We start from the raw sequence: 15,813 nt of genomic DNA on the forward strand, positions 1-15,813 counted from the left end.
GTCGAGGTCGTGCAGGTCCTGGTCGCGATGTCCGGTGGGGTCGATTCGTCGCTGGCCGCGGCGATCCTGCGCGACGAGGGCCACGAGGTCGTCGGGGTCACGCTCAAGCTGTGGGGCGGCGAGAGCGACTCGGGGTGCTGCTCGGTCAGCGACGTGGACGACGCCCGCCGGGTGGCCGACCAGTTGGGGGTCGAGCACCTGGTGTTCAACTTCGCCGACGACTTCGACCGTCTCGTCGTCGACCCGTACGTCCGCGACCACGCCTCGGGGGTCACCCCGAACCCGTGCATCGAGTGCAACCGCCACCTGAAGTTCGACCGGCTCCTGCACCGAGCCGGCGCGCTGGGCTTCGACGCCCTCGCCACCGGCCACCACGCCCGGGTGGCCGCGACCGGCCCCGGTGGTCGCCCCCGCCTGGCCCGGGCGGTCGACGGGGCCAAGGACCAGAGCTACGTGCTGCACATGCTGCGGGCCGAGCAGCTCGAGCGCCTGGTGCTCCCGATCGGCGCGATGACGAAGGCGGAGGTCCGCGACCGGGCTGAGGCCCTCGGCCTGCGCACCGCGCACAAGCGCGAGAGCCAGGACGTCTGCTTCATCACGCGCGCCGGCGGCGGACGCCGCACGTTCCTGGGCTCGCGGATCGACGTCGGTCCGGGGCGACTGGTCGACGCGGACGGAGCGGACGTGGGGCACGTCGACGCCGTCGAGCTCGTGACGGTGGGCCAGCGTCGGGGTCTCGGACCGGCGGGCGACGGTTCCCCGCGCTACGCCCTGGCTGTCGACGTGTCGGCGCGCACCGTCGTCGTGGGCACGGCCGCGGACCTGCTCTCGCCGGGGGTCACGGTCGCGGCGATGTCCTGGGTCGACGAGGCGGCTCGACGCGACGTCGTCCACGGGAGGCTCCTGCGGCTGACTGCACAGCTCAGCGCCCACGGCCACCCGGCGCCCGTGGCCTCGGTGGAACCGCTCGGATCCGACGCGGGCGTGGGTGGCGTGCAGGTGTCGTGGGTCGATCCGGTCCCCCGGGTGGCGCCGGGTCAGAGCGTCGTGCTCTACGACGGCGACGTCGTCCTCGGCGGCGGCATCGCTGTCGGCGGCGGTATCGCCGCCGACAGCGCGTCTTCCTCGAACTGTTGAGTGTTCAGCTCGCCGCGGCGAGCTGAACACTCAACAGTTCAGGTGCCCGGGAGCCGTCGCCGGGCGGCCTCGGCCAGGACGGCGCCCGGACGACTCGGGGTGAACAGGACACCGGCGACGCCCTCGACCGTGATCGGGTCGGGTTCGCCGCGCAGGCGTCGGGTGCCGGCCGGGACGATGGTCTCGGACTCGACGAAGACCGCTTCGAGGGCGAGACCGAGCGCGCCGGCGGTGAGGTCCCTCGACGCGGTGTCGGCGGGTGCCGGGGCGAGCGAGCGCAGGTGCGAGCGCTGCACCAGGAAGGCGTCGTGCAGGACGGTGCGGTCGACGAGCACGAAGCCGGCGGGGACGAAGACGATCCAGCGCAGGACCAGCTGGTGGAGGTTCCGGGCCCCGACGGCGGCCACGGCCCAGCCGACGACGAGGACGATCCCCCCGGCGATCCACTGCTCGGCCGCCAACAGCAGCGGCCCCGCGACGGCCCCCGTCACGACGAGCAACCACACCGACTCCATGGGACCGAGGATCACGACCCCGGGGGGTCGCAGGAGCATTCGCCGCTCGTCGCCGTAGGACGAGCCGTTCACGAACTCGTCGCCGACAGGGGCGAACATCGACACGACCGCAGCGAGGCTGGTCACCGCCAGGGCGAGCGACGCCGTCAGCGCCACGCCGTCGGGGCCGGCGACGGCCGCCCACATGGCGCCGAGGACGGCGGCCGGGGCGACGATCCGGATGGTGGTCAACGACACGGGCCGGGGCACCAGCCCGGCGGCGAGGGTGAGGGCCCACAGCGCCCAGAGGCCGATGCTGGCCACGAGCTGCACGGGGCGGCTCCGCGGGTCGAGCGCCTCGGCGAAGGAGGGCCCGGCGGCGAAGGGGAGCGTCACCCACACGAGCGCGAACCCCCAACGGCGGGAGAGAGAGGCGAAGCGGCTCATCGGCGTCGAGATTTGCCGATGCGGGTGCCCGGTGGCTATTCCATGTCGATGTCGCGGGTTCGCCCGCGGCCAGCGGCGTGCCGGGGGGCCGCCGAGGAGGGATGGTCGATGGCCGAGCACGACCCGACGGTGCGTCCCGTCGTGGGGCGCGCCCGGCGGGCGTCCCCGACCGGGCGGCGCCGGCCGTGAGCGTCGCGCCCGACCCCACCGTGCGGCTGCCCACCGGGCTGGCCACCGGGATCGGCTGTCTTCCCCACCACGATCCCGGCGAGGCGGTCGAGTTCGTGCTGCGCCACTCGCCGGCGCTGCCGTCGGCGCCCGCGCTCCCGGGCCGGTCGCCCCGCGAGGGGATGGTGGCCCGGGCGGCGACCGGCATCGCCGGGATCACGGTGGCCGCCGACGGCAGCCTCCACCTCGACCATGCCCGCCTGGATCCCGACGCACCGCTCGACCCGTCCTTCGACACCGACGCCTACCTCGGTCAGCGCGCCTTCCTCACCGCCATCGCCGACCGCACCGGGCCGATCAAGGTCTCGCTGACCGGGCCGGTGACGCTGGGGGTCGCCCTCCACGCCGCCGGGATCGACGACGAGCTGGCCTTCCGGATCGCGGGCCGGGCGGTCCGGGCCCGGGCACGGGCCCTGGTGGATCTCGTGCTGCGGCGCGTGCCGCAGGCCCAGCTCGTCGCGTTCGTCGACGAGCCGGCGCTGGCCGGACTGACGGAGCCCGGGTTCCCGGTGGGTCCCAACGACGGCGTCGACCTGGTCTCGGGTGCGCTCGCCGCCCTCGAACCGATGGCCATCACCGGCCTGCACTGCTGCGCCCCGGCCGACTGGCGACTGGCGCTGGCCTCGGGGCCGCGCATCCTCTCGCTGCCGGTCGGTGCCGGGGTCGAGCGCCACGCCGGGCTGGTCGGGGACTTCCTCGACACGGGCGGCTGGCTGGCTTGGGGGGCCGTGCCGGTCGACGGCCCGGTCGGGCCGACCGTCGACCGCCTGTGGCGGCGCCTCACCGAGGAGCTCGGGGCCCTCGCCGATGCGGGCTGCGACCCCGCCCTCCTGCGCACGAATGCGATGGTGACGCCGGTGTGCGGCCTGCCCCACCACGGGATCACGCAGGCCGAGAACGTGATGACGCTCACGACAGGGGTCGCCCGCCGCCTGGCGGCCCAGGTCGGGGGGAGCACGGCGTCGGTCGGCTCCTGACGCGGGCGGGTCCGGATCGACCGTCGCCCCCCGTCGGTAGTCTGCGCGGCGTGAACGAGGCCGATCCCGCCGGCCGGGTCGAGGAGCTCCGCGCCGCGATACGGCACCACGACGAGCGCTACCACGTCCACGACGCGCCCGAGATCCCCGACGCCGACTACGACGCGCTGGTTCGCGAGCTGGCCGGCCTCGAGGAGCGCTTCCCCGACCTCGTCACGCCCGACTCCCCGACCCGTACCGTCGGCGCAGCCCCGAGCGCCACCTTCGCGGCCGTCGAGCACCGGGCACCGATGATGAGCCTCGACAACGCCTTCTCGGCCGAGGAGCTCCGGTCCTGGGGCGGACGGCTGGAGCGGCGGTTGGCCGACCTCGGCGAGACCACCCGGGCCGCGGGGCTGGTCACCGAGCTGAAGATCGACGGCCTGGCCATCTCGTTGCGCTACGAGCAGGGCCGCTTCGTCCAGGCCGCCACCCGGGGCGACGGCCGCACCGGCGAGGACGTCACCGCCAACGTCCGCACCATCGCCGTCATCCCTCCGGTCCTGCCCGACGGCGGGCCGGAGGTGCTCGAGGTGCGCGGCGAGATCTACATGCCGGTCTCGGTGTTCGAGGCGCTGAACGCCGCACAGCTCGCCGCCGGCGAGCGCACCTACGCCAACCCCCGCAACACCGCCGCGGGGTCGCTCCGCCAGAAGGACCCCACCGTCACCGCCTCCCGGTCCCTGGCGTTCTGGAGCTACCAGCTCGGCGAGGTCGTGGGCGGTCCCGAGCTCGCGAGCCACCACGAGTCGCTCGACTGGCTCCGTGCTCTCGGCTTCCCGGTCAACCCCGAGGTCCGCGTGCTCGCCACCCTCGACGAGGTGTACGCCCAAGCCCGGCACTGGCAGGAGCACCGCCACGACCTCGACTACGAGATCGACGGGTTGGTGGTGAAGGTCGACGAGCTCGCCCTCCAGCGCGAGCTCGGCTCCACGTCGAGGGCGCCGCGCTGGGCGATCGCCTTCAAGTACCCGCCCGAGGAGCGCACCACGAAGCTGCGCCGCATCATGGTGTCGATCGGGCGCACGGGACGGGCCACGCCGTTCGCCGAGCTCGAGCCGGTGGTGGTGGGCGGGTCGACGGTGGGCATGGCGACACTCCACAACCAGGACCAGGTGGCGGCCAAGGACGTGCGCCCCGGCGACACCGTGATCGTGCGCAAGGCGGGGGATGTCATCCCCGAGGTCGTCGGTCCGGTGCTGGCCGAGCGACCGGAAGGCCTCGAGCCGTGGGTCTTCCCCACCGAGTGCCCGGTGTGCGGCCAGCCCCTGGTGCGGCCCGACGACGAGGCCGACACCCGGTGCGTCAACATCTCGTGCCCGGCCCGCGTCGCCGGCACCATCGAGCACTTCGCGTCCCGGGGGGCGATGGACATCGAGGGGCTGGGCGAGCAGCGGGTGCGGCTCTTCCTCCAGCTCGGGCTGGTCGCCGACGTCGCCGATCTCTACACCCTCGACGCCGATCGGCTCTCGGGGATCGAGGGCTTCGGCGACCAGTCGATCGACAACCTCCTCGGGGCCGTCCGGACATCCACGCAGCGCCCGCTGGCGAACCTCCTCGTCGGGCTGAACATCCGCCACCTCGGCCCGGCCGGCGCCCAGGCCCTGGCCGTCCACTTCGGCCACCTCGATCGGATCGGCGCGGCGTCGACCGAGGAGCTGGCCGCCGTCGAAGGGGTCGGTCCGGTCATCGCGGAGGCGGTCCGCGAGTGGTTCGACGACGAGCCCAACCGGGGCGTCGTCGAGAAGCTGCGTGCCGCGGGCGTCAACCTCGAGGGTCCGGCCCCCGCGGAGGTCGAGCAGACCCTCGTCGGGTCGTCGGTGGTCGTGACCGGCACCCTCTCGGGCTTCACCCGCGACGAGGCCGAAGCGGCCGTCAAGGCCCGAGGTGGGAAGTCGCCCGGCTCGGTGTCGAAGCGGACGACCGCAGTGGTGGTGGGCGACGACCCCGGCGCCTCAAAGCTGGCCAAGGCCGAGGAGCTCGGGATCCCGGTCCTCGACGAGGACGGCTTCGTACGGCTGCTGGCCACGGGCGCCGTCCCGTCACCCACCGGTGGCGAGCCGGACGCGGCGACCGACTAGAACGTCGGGCGTGGCGACGAGGGTCGCCGGCGAGGGAGTGCGAAGGTGACGATCAAGGCCGTGGTCCTCGACTTCGGGGGCGTGTACACCGCGTCGCCCTTCACCGGTCTGCGGAGCTGGCACGAGGAGCGGGGCCTCGATGCCGCGGTGGGGCTGCGCATCGTGTTCGGCCCGTACGACCAGGACACCGACCATCCGTGGCACCGGGTCGAACGGGGCGAGCTGGCCATCGCTGCGGCCGCCGAGCAGATCAAGGCGATCGCCGCCGAGGAGGGCCTCGAGCTCGACCTGTTCGAGCTCTTCTCGGCGATGGGGGGCGAAGGAGGGGCCCGCAGCGACGTCGTGGACCTGACCCTCGCGCTGCGCGCCGAGGGGTATCGCACGGCGCTGATCACCAACAACGTGGCCGAGTTCGCCGACGGCTGGCGCGCGATGATCCCCGTCGAGGACCTCTTCGAGGTCGTGGTCGACTCCTCCGCGGTCGGGATGCGCAAGCCCGATCCGGCCATCTTTCGTGCGACCCTCGACCAGCTCGGGCTGGCGCCGCACGAAGCGGTGTTCCTCGACGACGCGCCGGGCAACGTCAGGGCGGCCGAGGCGCTCGGCATGCGGGCGATCCTCGTCGAGGACGACCACGGCCCGGCGTTCGCGGCGCTGCGCCGACTCCTCGACGACGAAGGGCTCCAAAACAAGAACTTGACTTCCTGATATCTATTTCCGTATGATGGCCCGGTCGCAGCCACCGACCTCGAGGTGACCATGCCGTCCGCCCCCGCTCTTCCCACCTTCGACCACACCGTCGTCGAGCCCTGTCCGGTGTGCGACACCGAGGCCGAGATCCGCTGTCCCGCGTGCAACAGCACCGGGTGGATGGTCGTGCGCCGGATCGAGCGCGTGGAGCTCGTCGCGGCGTCCTGAACGCCGCGTCCCGAAACGTGGCGCTGGTCGGCGGGGCGCAGGCGACCGATCTCAGACCACGGAGAAGCACCACGAGGTGTTCGACGACTGCGCAGGACCGGTCTCGGTGCGCCAGAAGGTGGCCACGATGCAGTTCCGCCCCGCCGGCCAGAACTCGATGGCCTTGCCCGGTCCGGGCTGGAAGAACACCTGGCTCAGCTGGGGGACGGCCAGCACCTCGTCGAGGGGGAGCGGCGTGCCGTTGACGGCGAGCTCGGCCTCGTAGCCCGGAGCGAGGTCGATCCCGATCTGGTCCTGTTGGAGGATCTTCGAGTCCGGGGCCGGGATCAGCCGTTCGATGGAGCCGCCGGCGAGGTTCGTCGACGGATCGCCGGCCAGCTGCACCAGCAGGTAGACGGCGACGACCACGATGGCCACGAGCACTGCGTAGCCGGCGTGGCGAGGCTGGAGGCGTCGGGTCGGGCGGTCGGGCGAGGCCTCGGGGGCCGGGGGGGCGGCGTCGGTCATCGGATCAGTGTGCCCGGCCCCGGCGCGTGACCGCCCACTCGGGCGGATCCGGGAGGCGCGAGGGGTCGCCGAATCACACGCGTGTAACCACTATCCTCCACGCGTGGCAATCTCCCGGGTGAGCGACCGAGTCGGTCAGGTGCTCGGTGGCCGCTACCGGCTGCTCGGCCCCATCGGCACCGGTGCCTCGGCCACCGTCTACATGGCCGACGACGTGGTGCTTCGGCGCCGCGTGGCGGTGAAGGTCCTCCACGCGGCGCTCGCCGACGACGCCGCCTTCCTCAAGCGCTTCCAGGCCGAGGCCCAGGCCGCCGCCGCCCTCAACCATCCCCACGTCATGGCCGTGCACGACTGGGGACAGGGCGACGTGCCCTACCTGGTGACCGAGCTCCTCGGCGGAGGTTCGTTGCGCGCCCTGCTCGACGGTGGCGCTCGGCTCGACACCGGGCAGGCCCACCTCGTCGGGCTCGAGGCGGCGCGGGGCCTCGATTACGCCCACCGGCGCGGCTTCGTCCACCGCGACATCAAGCCCGCCAACCTGCTCTTCGACGAGGACGGCCGGCTCCGCATCGCCGATTTCGGGTTGGCCCGGGCGCTCGCCGAGGCGGCCTGGACCGAGCCCATGGGCGCCATCCTCGGCACGGCCCGCTACGCGTCACCCGAGCAGGCCCAGGGGCGCCCGCTCGACGGCCGCAGCGACGTGTACTCGCTGGCGCTCGTCCTGGTCGAGGCGATCACCGGCGAGGTGCCCTTCACCGCCGACACCACGTTGGGCACGCTCATGGCCCGGGTCGACCGCCCCCTCCCGGTCCCCGAAGCGGTCGGGCCGTTGGCCCCCGCCCTCGAGGCCGCCGGCCGCCCCGATCCCGCCGACCGCCCCGACGCCGCCACGTTCGCCACCCTCCTGATGGCCGCCGGCGACCTCGGCCCGGTGGCCGCCCTGCCGCTCGCCGGCACGGCGATGATCGACCCGGACCAGTTCGAGCCCCGGGAACCGACGACGCTCTACGTGGCCGAGCGTCGCCTCCGCGCCGAGCTCGAGCCGGAGATCATGGGGGCGCCCCCCGGCACCACCACGAACGGCCTCACCATCGTCGGCGGTGCCGCCGCCGTCGACGAGGCGATCCAGCCCGAGACCGTCCGGATCGACCGGGCCTCCCTCGGCGACGACCCCGAACCGCTCACCCGGACCGAGCGCCGACGCCGCCGCAGGGAGGAGAAGCAGAACGCCCGGCTGTTGGCGGTCGGGGCGTCCGCCGAGGCGCTCGGCGCCGACCCGATCCCCGCCGAGGTCCTCGACGGGGGCGAGCCGCCGTCGAAGGGCCGGCGCCGTGGACGGGTCGCGCTGTGGGTGCTCCTGGCGGTGGTGCTGGTCGCCGGCGCCGGTGCCGGCGTCTGGTACCTCACGCGAACACCCACCCACGTCGTGGCCGACTTCGTGGGCGGGCCGGTCGCCGCCGCCGAGGCCGAGCTGGCCGCCGACGAGATGGTCGTCGAGCGCACGGACGTGTTCGACGAGACGGTCGAGGCGGGCATCGTGCTCGCCCAGGACCCGGGCGCCGGCGTCACCCTCGACGAAGGCTCCATCGTCCGCCTGACCGTGTCGCTCGGCCCGCCGCCGGTCACCGTTCCCACCGATCTCGGGGGCAAGCCGCTCGACCAGGTCACCGACGAGCTCGCCGCCGTCGGACTCGCCGTCGGCGAGGTGAAGGCCGTCTACGACGAGAACTGGCCGAAGGACGCGGTGCTCAGCCTGGCCCCGGGTACGCCTGTTGAGTTGCCCAAGGGCTCGCCGGTCGGCCTCGTCGTGAGCGACGGACCCACGCCCCGCCAGATCCCCGCGGGCCTCATCGGATCGGACCTCGAGGCGGCCACCACCGCGCTGCGGGCCGTCGGTCTCCGGGCCGAGCGGCAGGACGCCTTCTCCGACACGGTGCCCGTCGGCACCGTGATGGACACCAACCCCGGTGAGGGCGCCACGGTGCCCCGCGACAGCACCGTCACGCTGGTCGTCTCCATCGGGCCCGAGACCGTCGCCATCCCGGCCTCGATCATCGGACGGTCGGTGACCGAGGCCACCACGACGCTGCAGGACCTGGGTCTGTCGGTCAGCGGCATCCAGGGGTCACCGCTGAACACCGTCACCGCGACGAATCCCGCCACCGGCCAGTCGGTCCGCAAGGGCACGGCGGTCACCCTCATCACCGGCTGAGCGCCCGCCGGGCCCCTCCGGAGCGTGCGGGCCGTGCCGGTACCCTGAGCGCCGTGGCCCCGACCGATCCCCGACCGCCGCGCCCGCCGGCGGGCTCGGACGGCGGAGGAGCAGGGGATCCGGTGACCGCGGTGGGCGAGTACCGCGATGCCGACGAGCTCGAGGTCGGCATCGAGCCTCCCGGTGTCGACGAGGTCGTGGTGGTGCCGTGGAGCCTCCTCCTGCGCCGACGGGTGGAGGGACGGCTCTCGGCCAGCCCGCGCGGTCCGTGGATCGTCCTCGCCGCCGCCCTGCTCGGCGTCTTCACGGCCAGCTTCACGATCACCGTGCTCGCCGTCTCCCTCGCGGACATCGCCCGCGATCTCGGCAGCTCCACGAGCGTGCTGACCTGGGCCATCGTCGCCCCCAGTCTGGCCATGGCGGTCCTCGGCCCGATCGCGGGGAAGCTGTCGGACCGCCTCGGGGCGCGACGCGTCTACCTCTGGAGCCTGGTCGGCGTCACCGTCTTCTCGGCGGCGGCGGTGGTGGCGTGGGACGCGGCCTCGCTCATCGGGTTCCGGTTCCTCGGCGCGGTGTTCGGTGCCGCCGCCGGCCCCTCGGCGTTGTCGATGATCAACCGGAGCTTCCCGCCCGAGCGCCGGGCGCAGGCCCTGGGGTACTGGTCGCTCGTCGGGGCGGGAGCGCCGGTGCTGGGTGTGGTGATCGGAGGGCCGTTGGTCGACGCCTACGGCTGGCGGTGGATCTTCGTGATCCAGACCCCGATCGCCCTCGCGGCGCTGGTGGTCGGGTTCCTGGTGCTCCCCTTCGCGCCGCGTGGGCCCCGAGTGCCGTTCGACGTGGCCGGCTCGGCGCTGCTCGCCACCGGTGTGGGGTCTCTCCTCGTGGCCCTCAACCGCGGGCCCGAGATGGGATGGTCGAGCCCGCTGGTCGTCGGGGGCTTCCTGGTGGGTCCGCTGCTGCTGGCCTGGTTCGTACGCGTCGAGAACCGCACGGCCCATCCGCTGCTGCCGATGCGGTGGTTCCGCCAGCGCAACTTCACGTTCCCGATGGTCAACCAGTTCTTCGCCAACTTCGCCTACATGGGCGGCTTCATCCTCACGCCGTTGCTGCTCACCGAGGTGTTGGGCTACAGCACCACCAAGACCGGTCTGGTGTCGATCGCCCGCCCGCTGGCGTTCTCCATCGCCGGTCCGGTGGCCGGCTATCTGGCCGTGAAGCTGGGTGAGCGGACCATCGGTGTGGCGGGCTCCCTGTGCCTCGCCGCCTCCACCATGGGGCTCGCGGCGATCACCGCCGACAGCAGCCTGCTCTGGATCGAGCTGTCGTTGATCCTGTCCGGGGTCGGCATGGGTGCTGCGGCCCCCTCGATGATCGCCAGCATCGCCAACGCGGTCGACCAGAGGGATCTCGGGGTGGCCAGCGCGGCGGCGCAGACGATGAGCCAGATCGGCGTCGTGGCCGGCATGCAGATCCTGCTCACCGTGCAGGTGGCGTTCGTGGCCTCCCGCGGGGACGCCTCGTACGGCATCGCGTACCACGTGGGCACGGCGGCGGCGCTGGCCGCGGCGGCGGCTGCGGCGATGGTGCGCAGCTCCCGCCGCTCGTCCCGGGCACCGACGGCGGTCGCGACGGCCTGAGGCGCGCCGGGCCGAACGTGGGGGTCGGCGGGCCGCCGCCGCTGCTCGGCCAACCGGCGAGGTGCCCCGGAGGAGTCCCTCAGGAGGCGGTGAGGTCCTTCACCGCCTGGGCGATGGCGATGGCGTCGGGGTCGGGGGTGATCGACTGGGCCTGCAGCGCCATCAACTTCGTGATGTCCCCCTGCACCTTGATGCGCCCGGCCATGAACGCCTGCATGGCGACGTTCAGGTCCTGGTCGACGAAGATCGACTTCGCGGTGGCGTACTCGACGGTCACGGTGAGGTCCGGGCCCTCGAGGTGGCCCTCCTCCACGAGCAGCTCGCCGTTGGAGGTGTCGACGTGGCCCTTCATGTCCCCGCCGTCGAAGGGCGTCTCGATCACCACCACGTTCATCTTCATCGTGAGCGGCGGCTCACCGGCCGGTTGGGGCATCTCGTCACGGATGCGACGCACCGCCTCGAGCCACTCCGGGCTGAGGAACTCGTACTGCTCGGACACCGGACCCTCCTCGAACCACGACGAACGACGCCGACCCTATCGGGGCGGCCCGACGCCCCACCTAGCATGGCGGTCTATGTCGAACCGCCTCACACGCGAGGACGTGGCCCACGTGGCCCGCCTCGCCCGCCTCACCCTCGGCGAGACCGAGCTCGACCTCTACACCGAGCAGCTCGGGGCCGTGCTCGACCATGCCGAGGACGTGGCGGCTCTCGACCTCGACGACGTGGAGCCGACCGCCCATCCGATCGAGCTCGTGAACGTGTTGCGCCCCGACGAGGTGGGGCCGTGCCTCGACCGTGACGAGGTGCTCGCCCAGGCCCCCGCCGTGGAGGACGGGCGCTTCCGGGTGCCGGCCATCCTGGGCGAGGAGCCGTGACCGGCGTCCCCACCACCGCGGTCGCCATCGCCTCCGCCGTCCGAACCGGTGAGCTGTCGGCGCGGGAGGTCCTCGACGCCCACCTGGCGTCGATCGACGCCCGCGAGGGCGAGATCCACGCCTTCAACCTCGTGACGGTCGACGAGGCACGAGCTGCGGCCGCGGCCGTCGACGCGCGGGTGGTCGCCGGGGAGGACCCCGGCCCCCTCGCCGGGGTGCCGGTGGCCCTGAAGGACAACCTCTGCACCCGGGGCATCCCCACCACCTGCTCGAGCCGGATCCTCGACGGGTGGTGCCCTCCATACGACGCCACCGTGGTCACCAGACTGGCCGCAGCCGGTGCGGTCGCGGTCGGCAAGACCAACCTCGACGAGTTCGCCATGGGTTCGTCGACCGAGAACTCCGCCTTCGGGCCCACCCGCAACCCCCGCGACCCCAGCCGGGTCCCGGGGGGATCCTCGGGGGGATCGGCAGCCGCCGTGGCGGCCGGCTTCGCCCCCGTCTCGATCGGTTCGGACACCGGCGGGTCGATCCGCCAGCCCGCCGCCCTCTGCGGGGTGGTGGGGGTGAAGCCCACCTACGGCCTGGTCAGCCGCTACGGGCTGATGGCCTTCGCCTCGTCGCTCGACCAGATCGGCCCGTTCTCCACGACGGTGGCCGACTCGGCGCTCGTGCTCGAGGTGGTCGGCGGGCACGACCCCCGCGACTCGACCTCCATCGACCGCCCGATCGTCGGCCTCGGCGAGGGGCTCGAGGGGGGGGTCGCCGGTCTGCGGATCGGCCTCGTCGCCGAGCTGACCGGCGACGGCATCGCCCCCGACGTCCTGCGGCGGGTCCACGAGGCCGCCGACGCGCTGCGTGACGCCGGCGCCGAGATCGGCGAGGTCGCCGTGCCCGCCGCCGGCTACGGGCTGTCGGCGTACTACCTCATCGCCCCGGCGGAGGCCTCGAGCAACCTGGCCCGCTACGACGGGGTGCGCTTCGGCCTGCGCGTCGACGCCCCGACCACCGCCGAGATGAACGAGGCCACCCGCACCGCCGGGTTCGGCGACGAGGTGAAGCGCCGCATCATGCTCGGCACCTACGCCCTGTCGGCGGGCTACTACGACGCCTACTACGGCAAGGCCCTCAAGGTGCGCACCCTCATCCTCCGCGACTTCGCAGCCGCCTACGAGCGCTTCGACCTGCTCCTCGCGCCCACGTCCCCCACGACGGCCTTCCGCTTCGGCGACAAGACCGACGACCCCCTCTCGATGTACCTGAACGACGTGTGCACGATCTCGAGCAACCTGGCCGGGCACCCGGCGATCAGCGTGCCGTTCGGCACCGGCGACGACGGACTGCCCGTCGGTGTCCAGCTCCTCGCACCGGCGCTCGGCGAGGCGACCATGTTCCGGGCCGCGGCGGTCGTCGAGGCGGCCGCTCCTGCGCTGACGGAGGCGACCCGATGAGCACCGAGGACCTCAGTCGCACGCCGGTGGAGGGCGAGCACTTCCGTATCACCAGTTCGGCCACCGGCGCCGAGTGGGAGATCGTCGTGGGCCTCGAGGTGCACTGCGAGCTCGCCACCCGGACGAAGCTCTTCTGCAGCTGCCCCAACCACTTCGGGTCCGAGCCCAACACCAACGTCTGCCCGGTGTGCCTCGGCCTGCCCGGTTCGCTGCCGGTGCTCAACCGTCAGGTCGTCGAGCTGGCCATGCGCCTCGGTCGCGCCCTGCACTGCACGGTCGAACCGTCGGTGTTCGCCCGGAAGAACTACTTCTACCCGGACATGCCGAAGGACTACCAGGTCAGCCAGTACGACCGGCCCATCAACGTCGACGGCTGGCTCGACCTCCCCGACGGCACGCGGGTGGGCATCGAGCGCGCCCACATCGAGGAGGACACCGGCAAGAACACCCACGCCGGGGGCAGCGGACGGATCCACGGCGCCGACTACTCCCTCGTCGACTACAACCGGGCCGGCGTGCCCCTCGTCGAGATCGTGGGCCGGCCCCACATCCGCCACCCCGAGCAGGCCAAGGCCTACATCGACGAGCTCAGGGCGATCCTGCTGGCCACCGGCGCCTCGGACGCCAAGATGGAGGAGGGTTCGCTGCGCGTCGACGCCAACGTGTCGGTTCGCACGGTCGGCGACTCGGCGCTCGGCACGCGTTGCGAGATCAAGAACCTGAACTCCCTGCGCTCCCTCGGTCGGGCGATCGAGTACGAGGCTCGCCGCCAGGTCGATCTGTTGGAGGCGGGCGACCGGGTGCACCAGGAGACCCGTCACTGGGACGAGGGGGCCGGACGCACCCGGCCGGGCCGGTCCAAGGAGGAGGCCGAGGACTACCGCTACTTCCAGGAGCCCGATCTGGTGCCTCTCGATCCGGGGGCCGCCTGGGTGGCGGCGGTGGACGCCGCCCTGCCCGTGCTGCCGGCGCAGCGCCGGGCCCGCCTCGCCGAGGTGGCAGGCGTGAGCCCGACGGCCGCGGCGATCGCCGTCAGCAGGGACCTCGACGCGCTGGCCGCGACGGCCATCGACGCCGGTGGCGATCCCGGGCGAGTGCTGACCCACGTCGAGCACAACCTGGCCGTCGAGGGGGCCGAGGGCCTCGACGGGGCTCACCTCGCCGCGCTGGTCGGTCTGGAGATCGACGGCAAGCTCACCGCCACGCAGGCCAAGGCCGTGCTCGCCGAGATGGTCACCACCGGTGAGCACCCCGAGGCGATCGCCAAGGCGAGGGGCTTCGAGGCGATGGACACCGCCGACCTCGAGGCCGTCCTCGACGAGATCGTGACGGCGAGCCCCGAGGAGTGGGTGGGCTACTGCGAGGGCGACGACAAGCGCAGGGGGAAGCTCCAGGGTTTCTTCGTCGGCAAAGTGATGAAGGCGACGAAGGGTCAGGCCGACGGCAAGATCGTCACTGCACTGCTCGAGCAGCGCCGGGTGGGCACCTCCTGACCTGAACATCAACGGCGGTCACAACTCTCGGATGAGCCCGCCGGGGGTGACAACGCCTGCCGTGGTCGCTACCGTCGGCGGTCTCGACCCCCCGGGGTCCTCGGTGACGACGAGGGACGGCGGGAGCGAGATGGGACCAGTGCGGCGGGAAGGCCCGCGTCCGACGGTGGCGGCGCGTTCGGCGATGGTGGTCGTGCTGCTCGTCGCGATCGCCGGATGCACCGGCGGCGCCGACGAGCTGGTGCGGGCCGACACGCAGGCGGTCCCCACCCCACCCGACCGCTCCGCCGCCGGAGCGGTGCTCGACGATGCCGGGTGCGAGGCGGCCATGGTGGCGGTCGGCGCAGTGATCGAACGCCCTCGCCTCGAGGCAGAGGGGGCCGACCGGGCGCTCCTCGACGAGCTCGACGCCGTCGCCGAGGAGGCCCGGGCGTCGCTCCCGGTCGAGATCGGAGCGCTGGTCGGTGAGCTCGACCGCGTCGTCGAGCGCCACGCCACCATCATCACCGCGAAACGGGAACGCGTGGCGCTCGGCGGATGGCCGCCCGACCTCAGGTCGCTCGAGGTGGCCCTGGCACGCCTCGAGGCCGATGTGGCGGCGCTGCCCGTCGACGAGGTCCTGGTCGAGCCGTGCCGGGGTCGGGTGCGAGCCGCTCCGCGGCGATGAGCCGATGGGCCCTTACCGGCGGCGGGCGGGCTGCGTAGCATGAGCACCTGATCGGCGAGCCAGGGGAGTGGTCATGGACGACGTGCGGGTGCGGGTGCAGGCGGTGGTCCTGGCTGTGGTGCTGGTGGTGGGCGTCGCGGCGTGCGGCGGCGGTGACGCCCCCGAGGTGGTGTCCCAGGCCCCGTCGACGACCGACGGCGGCACCACCACCGACGGCACCACCACAGAGACCGACGACACCACCGACTTCGGGTCCATCGACGACCTCGCCCCCGGCGTCCTCCCCGACGGCGCCGAGGAGTGCATCGAGATCGGGCTCGCGTACGCCAGCCTCAGCCTGGGGATGCTCGGCGGCGCCTTCGGGGCGAGCGCCAGTGACCTCGAGCAGATGAACAGCGAGCTCGAGGACCTCGAGGCGAAGCTCCCCGCCGAGATCCGTGACGACTTCCAGGTGGTGGGCGAGGCCATCGCCGAGTTCGGCAACGCCATGACCGCCGCCGGCGGCAACATCCTCGATCCCGCGAACCAGCAGGCGATGGAGGAGGCCGCCGCGGCGATGGAGACCCCCGAGGTCAAGGCGGCCCAGGCCGAGATCGAGGCCTATCTCGACCGGGAGTGCCCGGACAGCGGGTTCAACGCGGGCTGAG

At 73.1% G+C, this 15,813-nt stretch carries 15 protein-coding genes; 12 read left to right on the forward strand and 3 right to left on the reverse strand.

What is annotated here, in order from left to right; genetic code table 11:
* Nucleotides 1-9 precede the first annotated feature (9 nt).
* Nucleotides 10-1,137, forward strand: coding sequence for a tRNA 2-thiouridine(34) synthase MnmA (gene mnmA / locus MUE36_06590; GenBank protein ID MCU0310592.1), 1,128 nt, complete (start codon nucleotides 10-12; stop codon nucleotides 1,135-1,137).
* A gap of 38 nt (nucleotides 1,138-1,175) precedes the next feature.
* On the opposite strand, the gene MUE36_06595 is transcribed toward mnmA, so the two are convergent.
* On the reverse strand, nucleotides 1,176-2,078 hold the full coding sequence (locus MUE36_06595; protein ID MCU0310593.1) for a hypothetical protein: 903 nt from the start codon (nucleotides 2,076-2,078) through the stop codon (nucleotides 1,176-1,178).
* A gap of 185 nt (nucleotides 2,079-2,263) precedes the next feature.
* On the opposite strand from MUE36_06595, the gene MUE36_06600 reads away from it, so the two are divergent.
* The 4 genes from MUE36_06600 to MUE36_06615 are packed head-to-tail and all read left to right on the forward strand — an operon-like array spanning nucleotide 2,264 to nucleotide 6,321.
* Nucleotides 2,264-3,283, forward strand: a complete 1,020-nt coding sequence (locus MUE36_06600; protein MCU0310594.1) for a hypothetical protein — start codon at nucleotides 2,264-2,266, stop codon at nucleotides 3,281-3,283.
* Between the two features lie 50 nt (nucleotides 3,284-3,333).
* Complete coding sequence (ligA, locus tag MUE36_06605; GenBank protein MCU0310595.1) at nucleotides 3,334-5,403, forward strand: NAD-dependent DNA ligase LigA; 2,070 nt, start codon at nucleotides 3,334-3,336, stop codon at nucleotides 5,401-5,403.
* 45 nt (nucleotides 5,404-5,448) lie between these two features.
* Nucleotides 5,449-6,111, forward strand: a complete 663-nt coding sequence (locus MUE36_06610) for an HAD family phosphatase (GenBank protein MCU0310596.1) — start codon at nucleotides 5,449-5,451, stop codon at nucleotides 6,109-6,111.
* A 45-nt stretch (nucleotides 6,112-6,156) separates the two neighbouring features.
* Complete coding sequence (locus tag MUE36_06615; GenBank protein ID MCU0310597.1) at nucleotides 6,157-6,321, forward strand: hypothetical protein; 165 nt, start codon at nucleotides 6,157-6,159, stop codon at nucleotides 6,319-6,321.
* A 51-nt stretch (nucleotides 6,322-6,372) separates the two neighbouring features.
* Here MUE36_06615 and MUE36_06620 read toward each other — a convergent pair whose 3' ends face one another.
* The gene (locus MUE36_06620) at nucleotides 6,373-6,828 is read right to left on the reverse strand and encodes a hypothetical protein (protein MCU0310598.1); all 456 of its coding nucleotides are present in this window, start codon (nucleotides 6,826-6,828) and stop codon (nucleotides 6,373-6,375) included.
* Nucleotides 6,829-6,931: 103 nt separating this feature from the next.
* Between MUE36_06620 and MUE36_06625 the strand changes: the two genes are divergently transcribed.
* Both MUE36_06625 and MUE36_06630 read left to right on the forward strand, forming a co-directional pair.
* On the forward strand, nucleotides 6,932-9,040 hold the full coding sequence (locus tag MUE36_06625) for a PASTA domain-containing protein (protein MCU0310599.1): 2,109 nt from the start codon (nucleotides 6,932-6,934) through the stop codon (nucleotides 9,038-9,040).
* A gap of 122 nt (nucleotides 9,041-9,162) precedes the next feature.
* Nucleotides 9,163-10,677, forward strand: a complete 1,515-nt coding sequence (locus tag MUE36_06630) for a DHA2 family efflux MFS transporter permease subunit (protein MCU0310600.1) — start codon at nucleotides 9,163-9,165, stop codon at nucleotides 10,675-10,677.
* 79 nt (nucleotides 10,678-10,756) lie between these two features.
* Here the strand turns inward: MUE36_06630 and MUE36_06635 are convergent, their stop codons facing one another.
* The gene (locus tag MUE36_06635) at nucleotides 10,757-11,176 is read right to left on the reverse strand and encodes an SCP2 sterol-binding domain-containing protein (protein MCU0310601.1); all 420 of its coding nucleotides are present in this window, start codon (nucleotides 11,174-11,176) and stop codon (nucleotides 10,757-10,759) included.
* Nucleotides 11,177-11,252: 76 nt separating this feature from the next.
* On the opposite strand from MUE36_06635, the gene gatC reads away from it, so the two are divergent.
* From gatC to MUE36_06660, 5 genes are all read left to right on the forward strand, one after another.
* Nucleotides 11,253-11,555 (forward strand): Asp-tRNA(Asn)/Glu-tRNA(Gln) amidotransferase subunit GatC, encoded by a 303-nt coding sequence (gene gatC, locus MUE36_06640; GenBank protein MCU0310602.1) that lies wholly within the window; start codon nucleotides 11,253-11,255, stop codon nucleotides 11,553-11,555.
* Nucleotides 11,552-13,006, forward strand: coding sequence for an Asp-tRNA(Asn)/Glu-tRNA(Gln) amidotransferase subunit GatA (gene gatA, locus MUE36_06645; GenBank protein ID MCU0310603.1), 1,455 nt, complete (start codon nucleotides 11,552-11,554; stop codon nucleotides 13,004-13,006). Before gatC ends, gatA begins: the two co-directional genes overlap by 4 nt.
* Nucleotides 13,003-14,499 (forward strand): Asp-tRNA(Asn)/Glu-tRNA(Gln) amidotransferase subunit GatB, encoded by a 1,497-nt coding sequence (gene gatB, locus MUE36_06650; protein ID MCU0310604.1) that lies wholly within the window; start codon nucleotides 13,003-13,005, stop codon nucleotides 14,497-14,499. Before gatA ends, gatB begins: the two co-directional genes overlap by 4 nt.
* Nucleotides 14,500-14,665: 166 nt before the next feature.
* Nucleotides 14,666-15,166 carry a hypothetical protein gene (locus tag MUE36_06655; protein ID MCU0310605.1) on the forward strand — a complete coding sequence of 167 codons (501 nt, stop codon included), beginning with the start codon at nucleotides 14,666-14,668 and terminating at the stop codon, nucleotides 15,164-15,166.
* A gap of 73 nt (nucleotides 15,167-15,239) precedes the next feature.
* Nucleotides 15,240-15,812: a hypothetical protein gene (locus tag MUE36_06660; GenBank protein MCU0310606.1), complete on the forward strand. Its 573-nt coding sequence runs from the start codon at nucleotides 15,240-15,242 to the stop codon at nucleotides 15,810-15,812.
* Nucleotide 15,813 lies beyond the last annotated feature (1 nt).

This window comes from Acidimicrobiales bacterium (genome assembly GCA_025455885.1).
GTDB lineage: Bacteria > Actinomycetota > Acidimicrobiia > Acidimicrobiales > Acidimicrobilacustridaceae > Rhabdothermincola_A.

What these genes read in the sequence shown, in the direction of transcription:
- MUE36_06660 (MCU0310606.1), top strand. Translation starts at nt 15,240, where the DNA reads ATGGACGACGTGCGGGTGCGGGTGCAGGCGGTGGTCCTGGCTGTGGTG.
- MUE36_06620 (MCU0310598.1), bottom strand. Translation starts at nt 6,828, where the DNA reads ATGACCGACGCCGCCCCCCCGGCCCCCGAGGCCTCGCCCGACCGCCCG.
- gatB (MCU0310604.1), top strand. Translation starts at nt 13,003, where the DNA reads ATGAGCACCGAGGACCTCAGTCGCACGCCGGTGGAGGGCGAGCACTTC.
- MUE36_06595 (MCU0310593.1), bottom strand. Translation starts at nt 2,078, where the DNA reads ATGAGCCGCTTCGCCTCTCTCTCCCGCCGTTGGGGGTTCGCGCTCGTG.
- gatC (MCU0310602.1), top strand. Translation starts at nt 11,253, where the DNA reads ATGTCGAACCGCCTCACACGCGAGGACGTGGCCCACGTGGCCCGCCTC.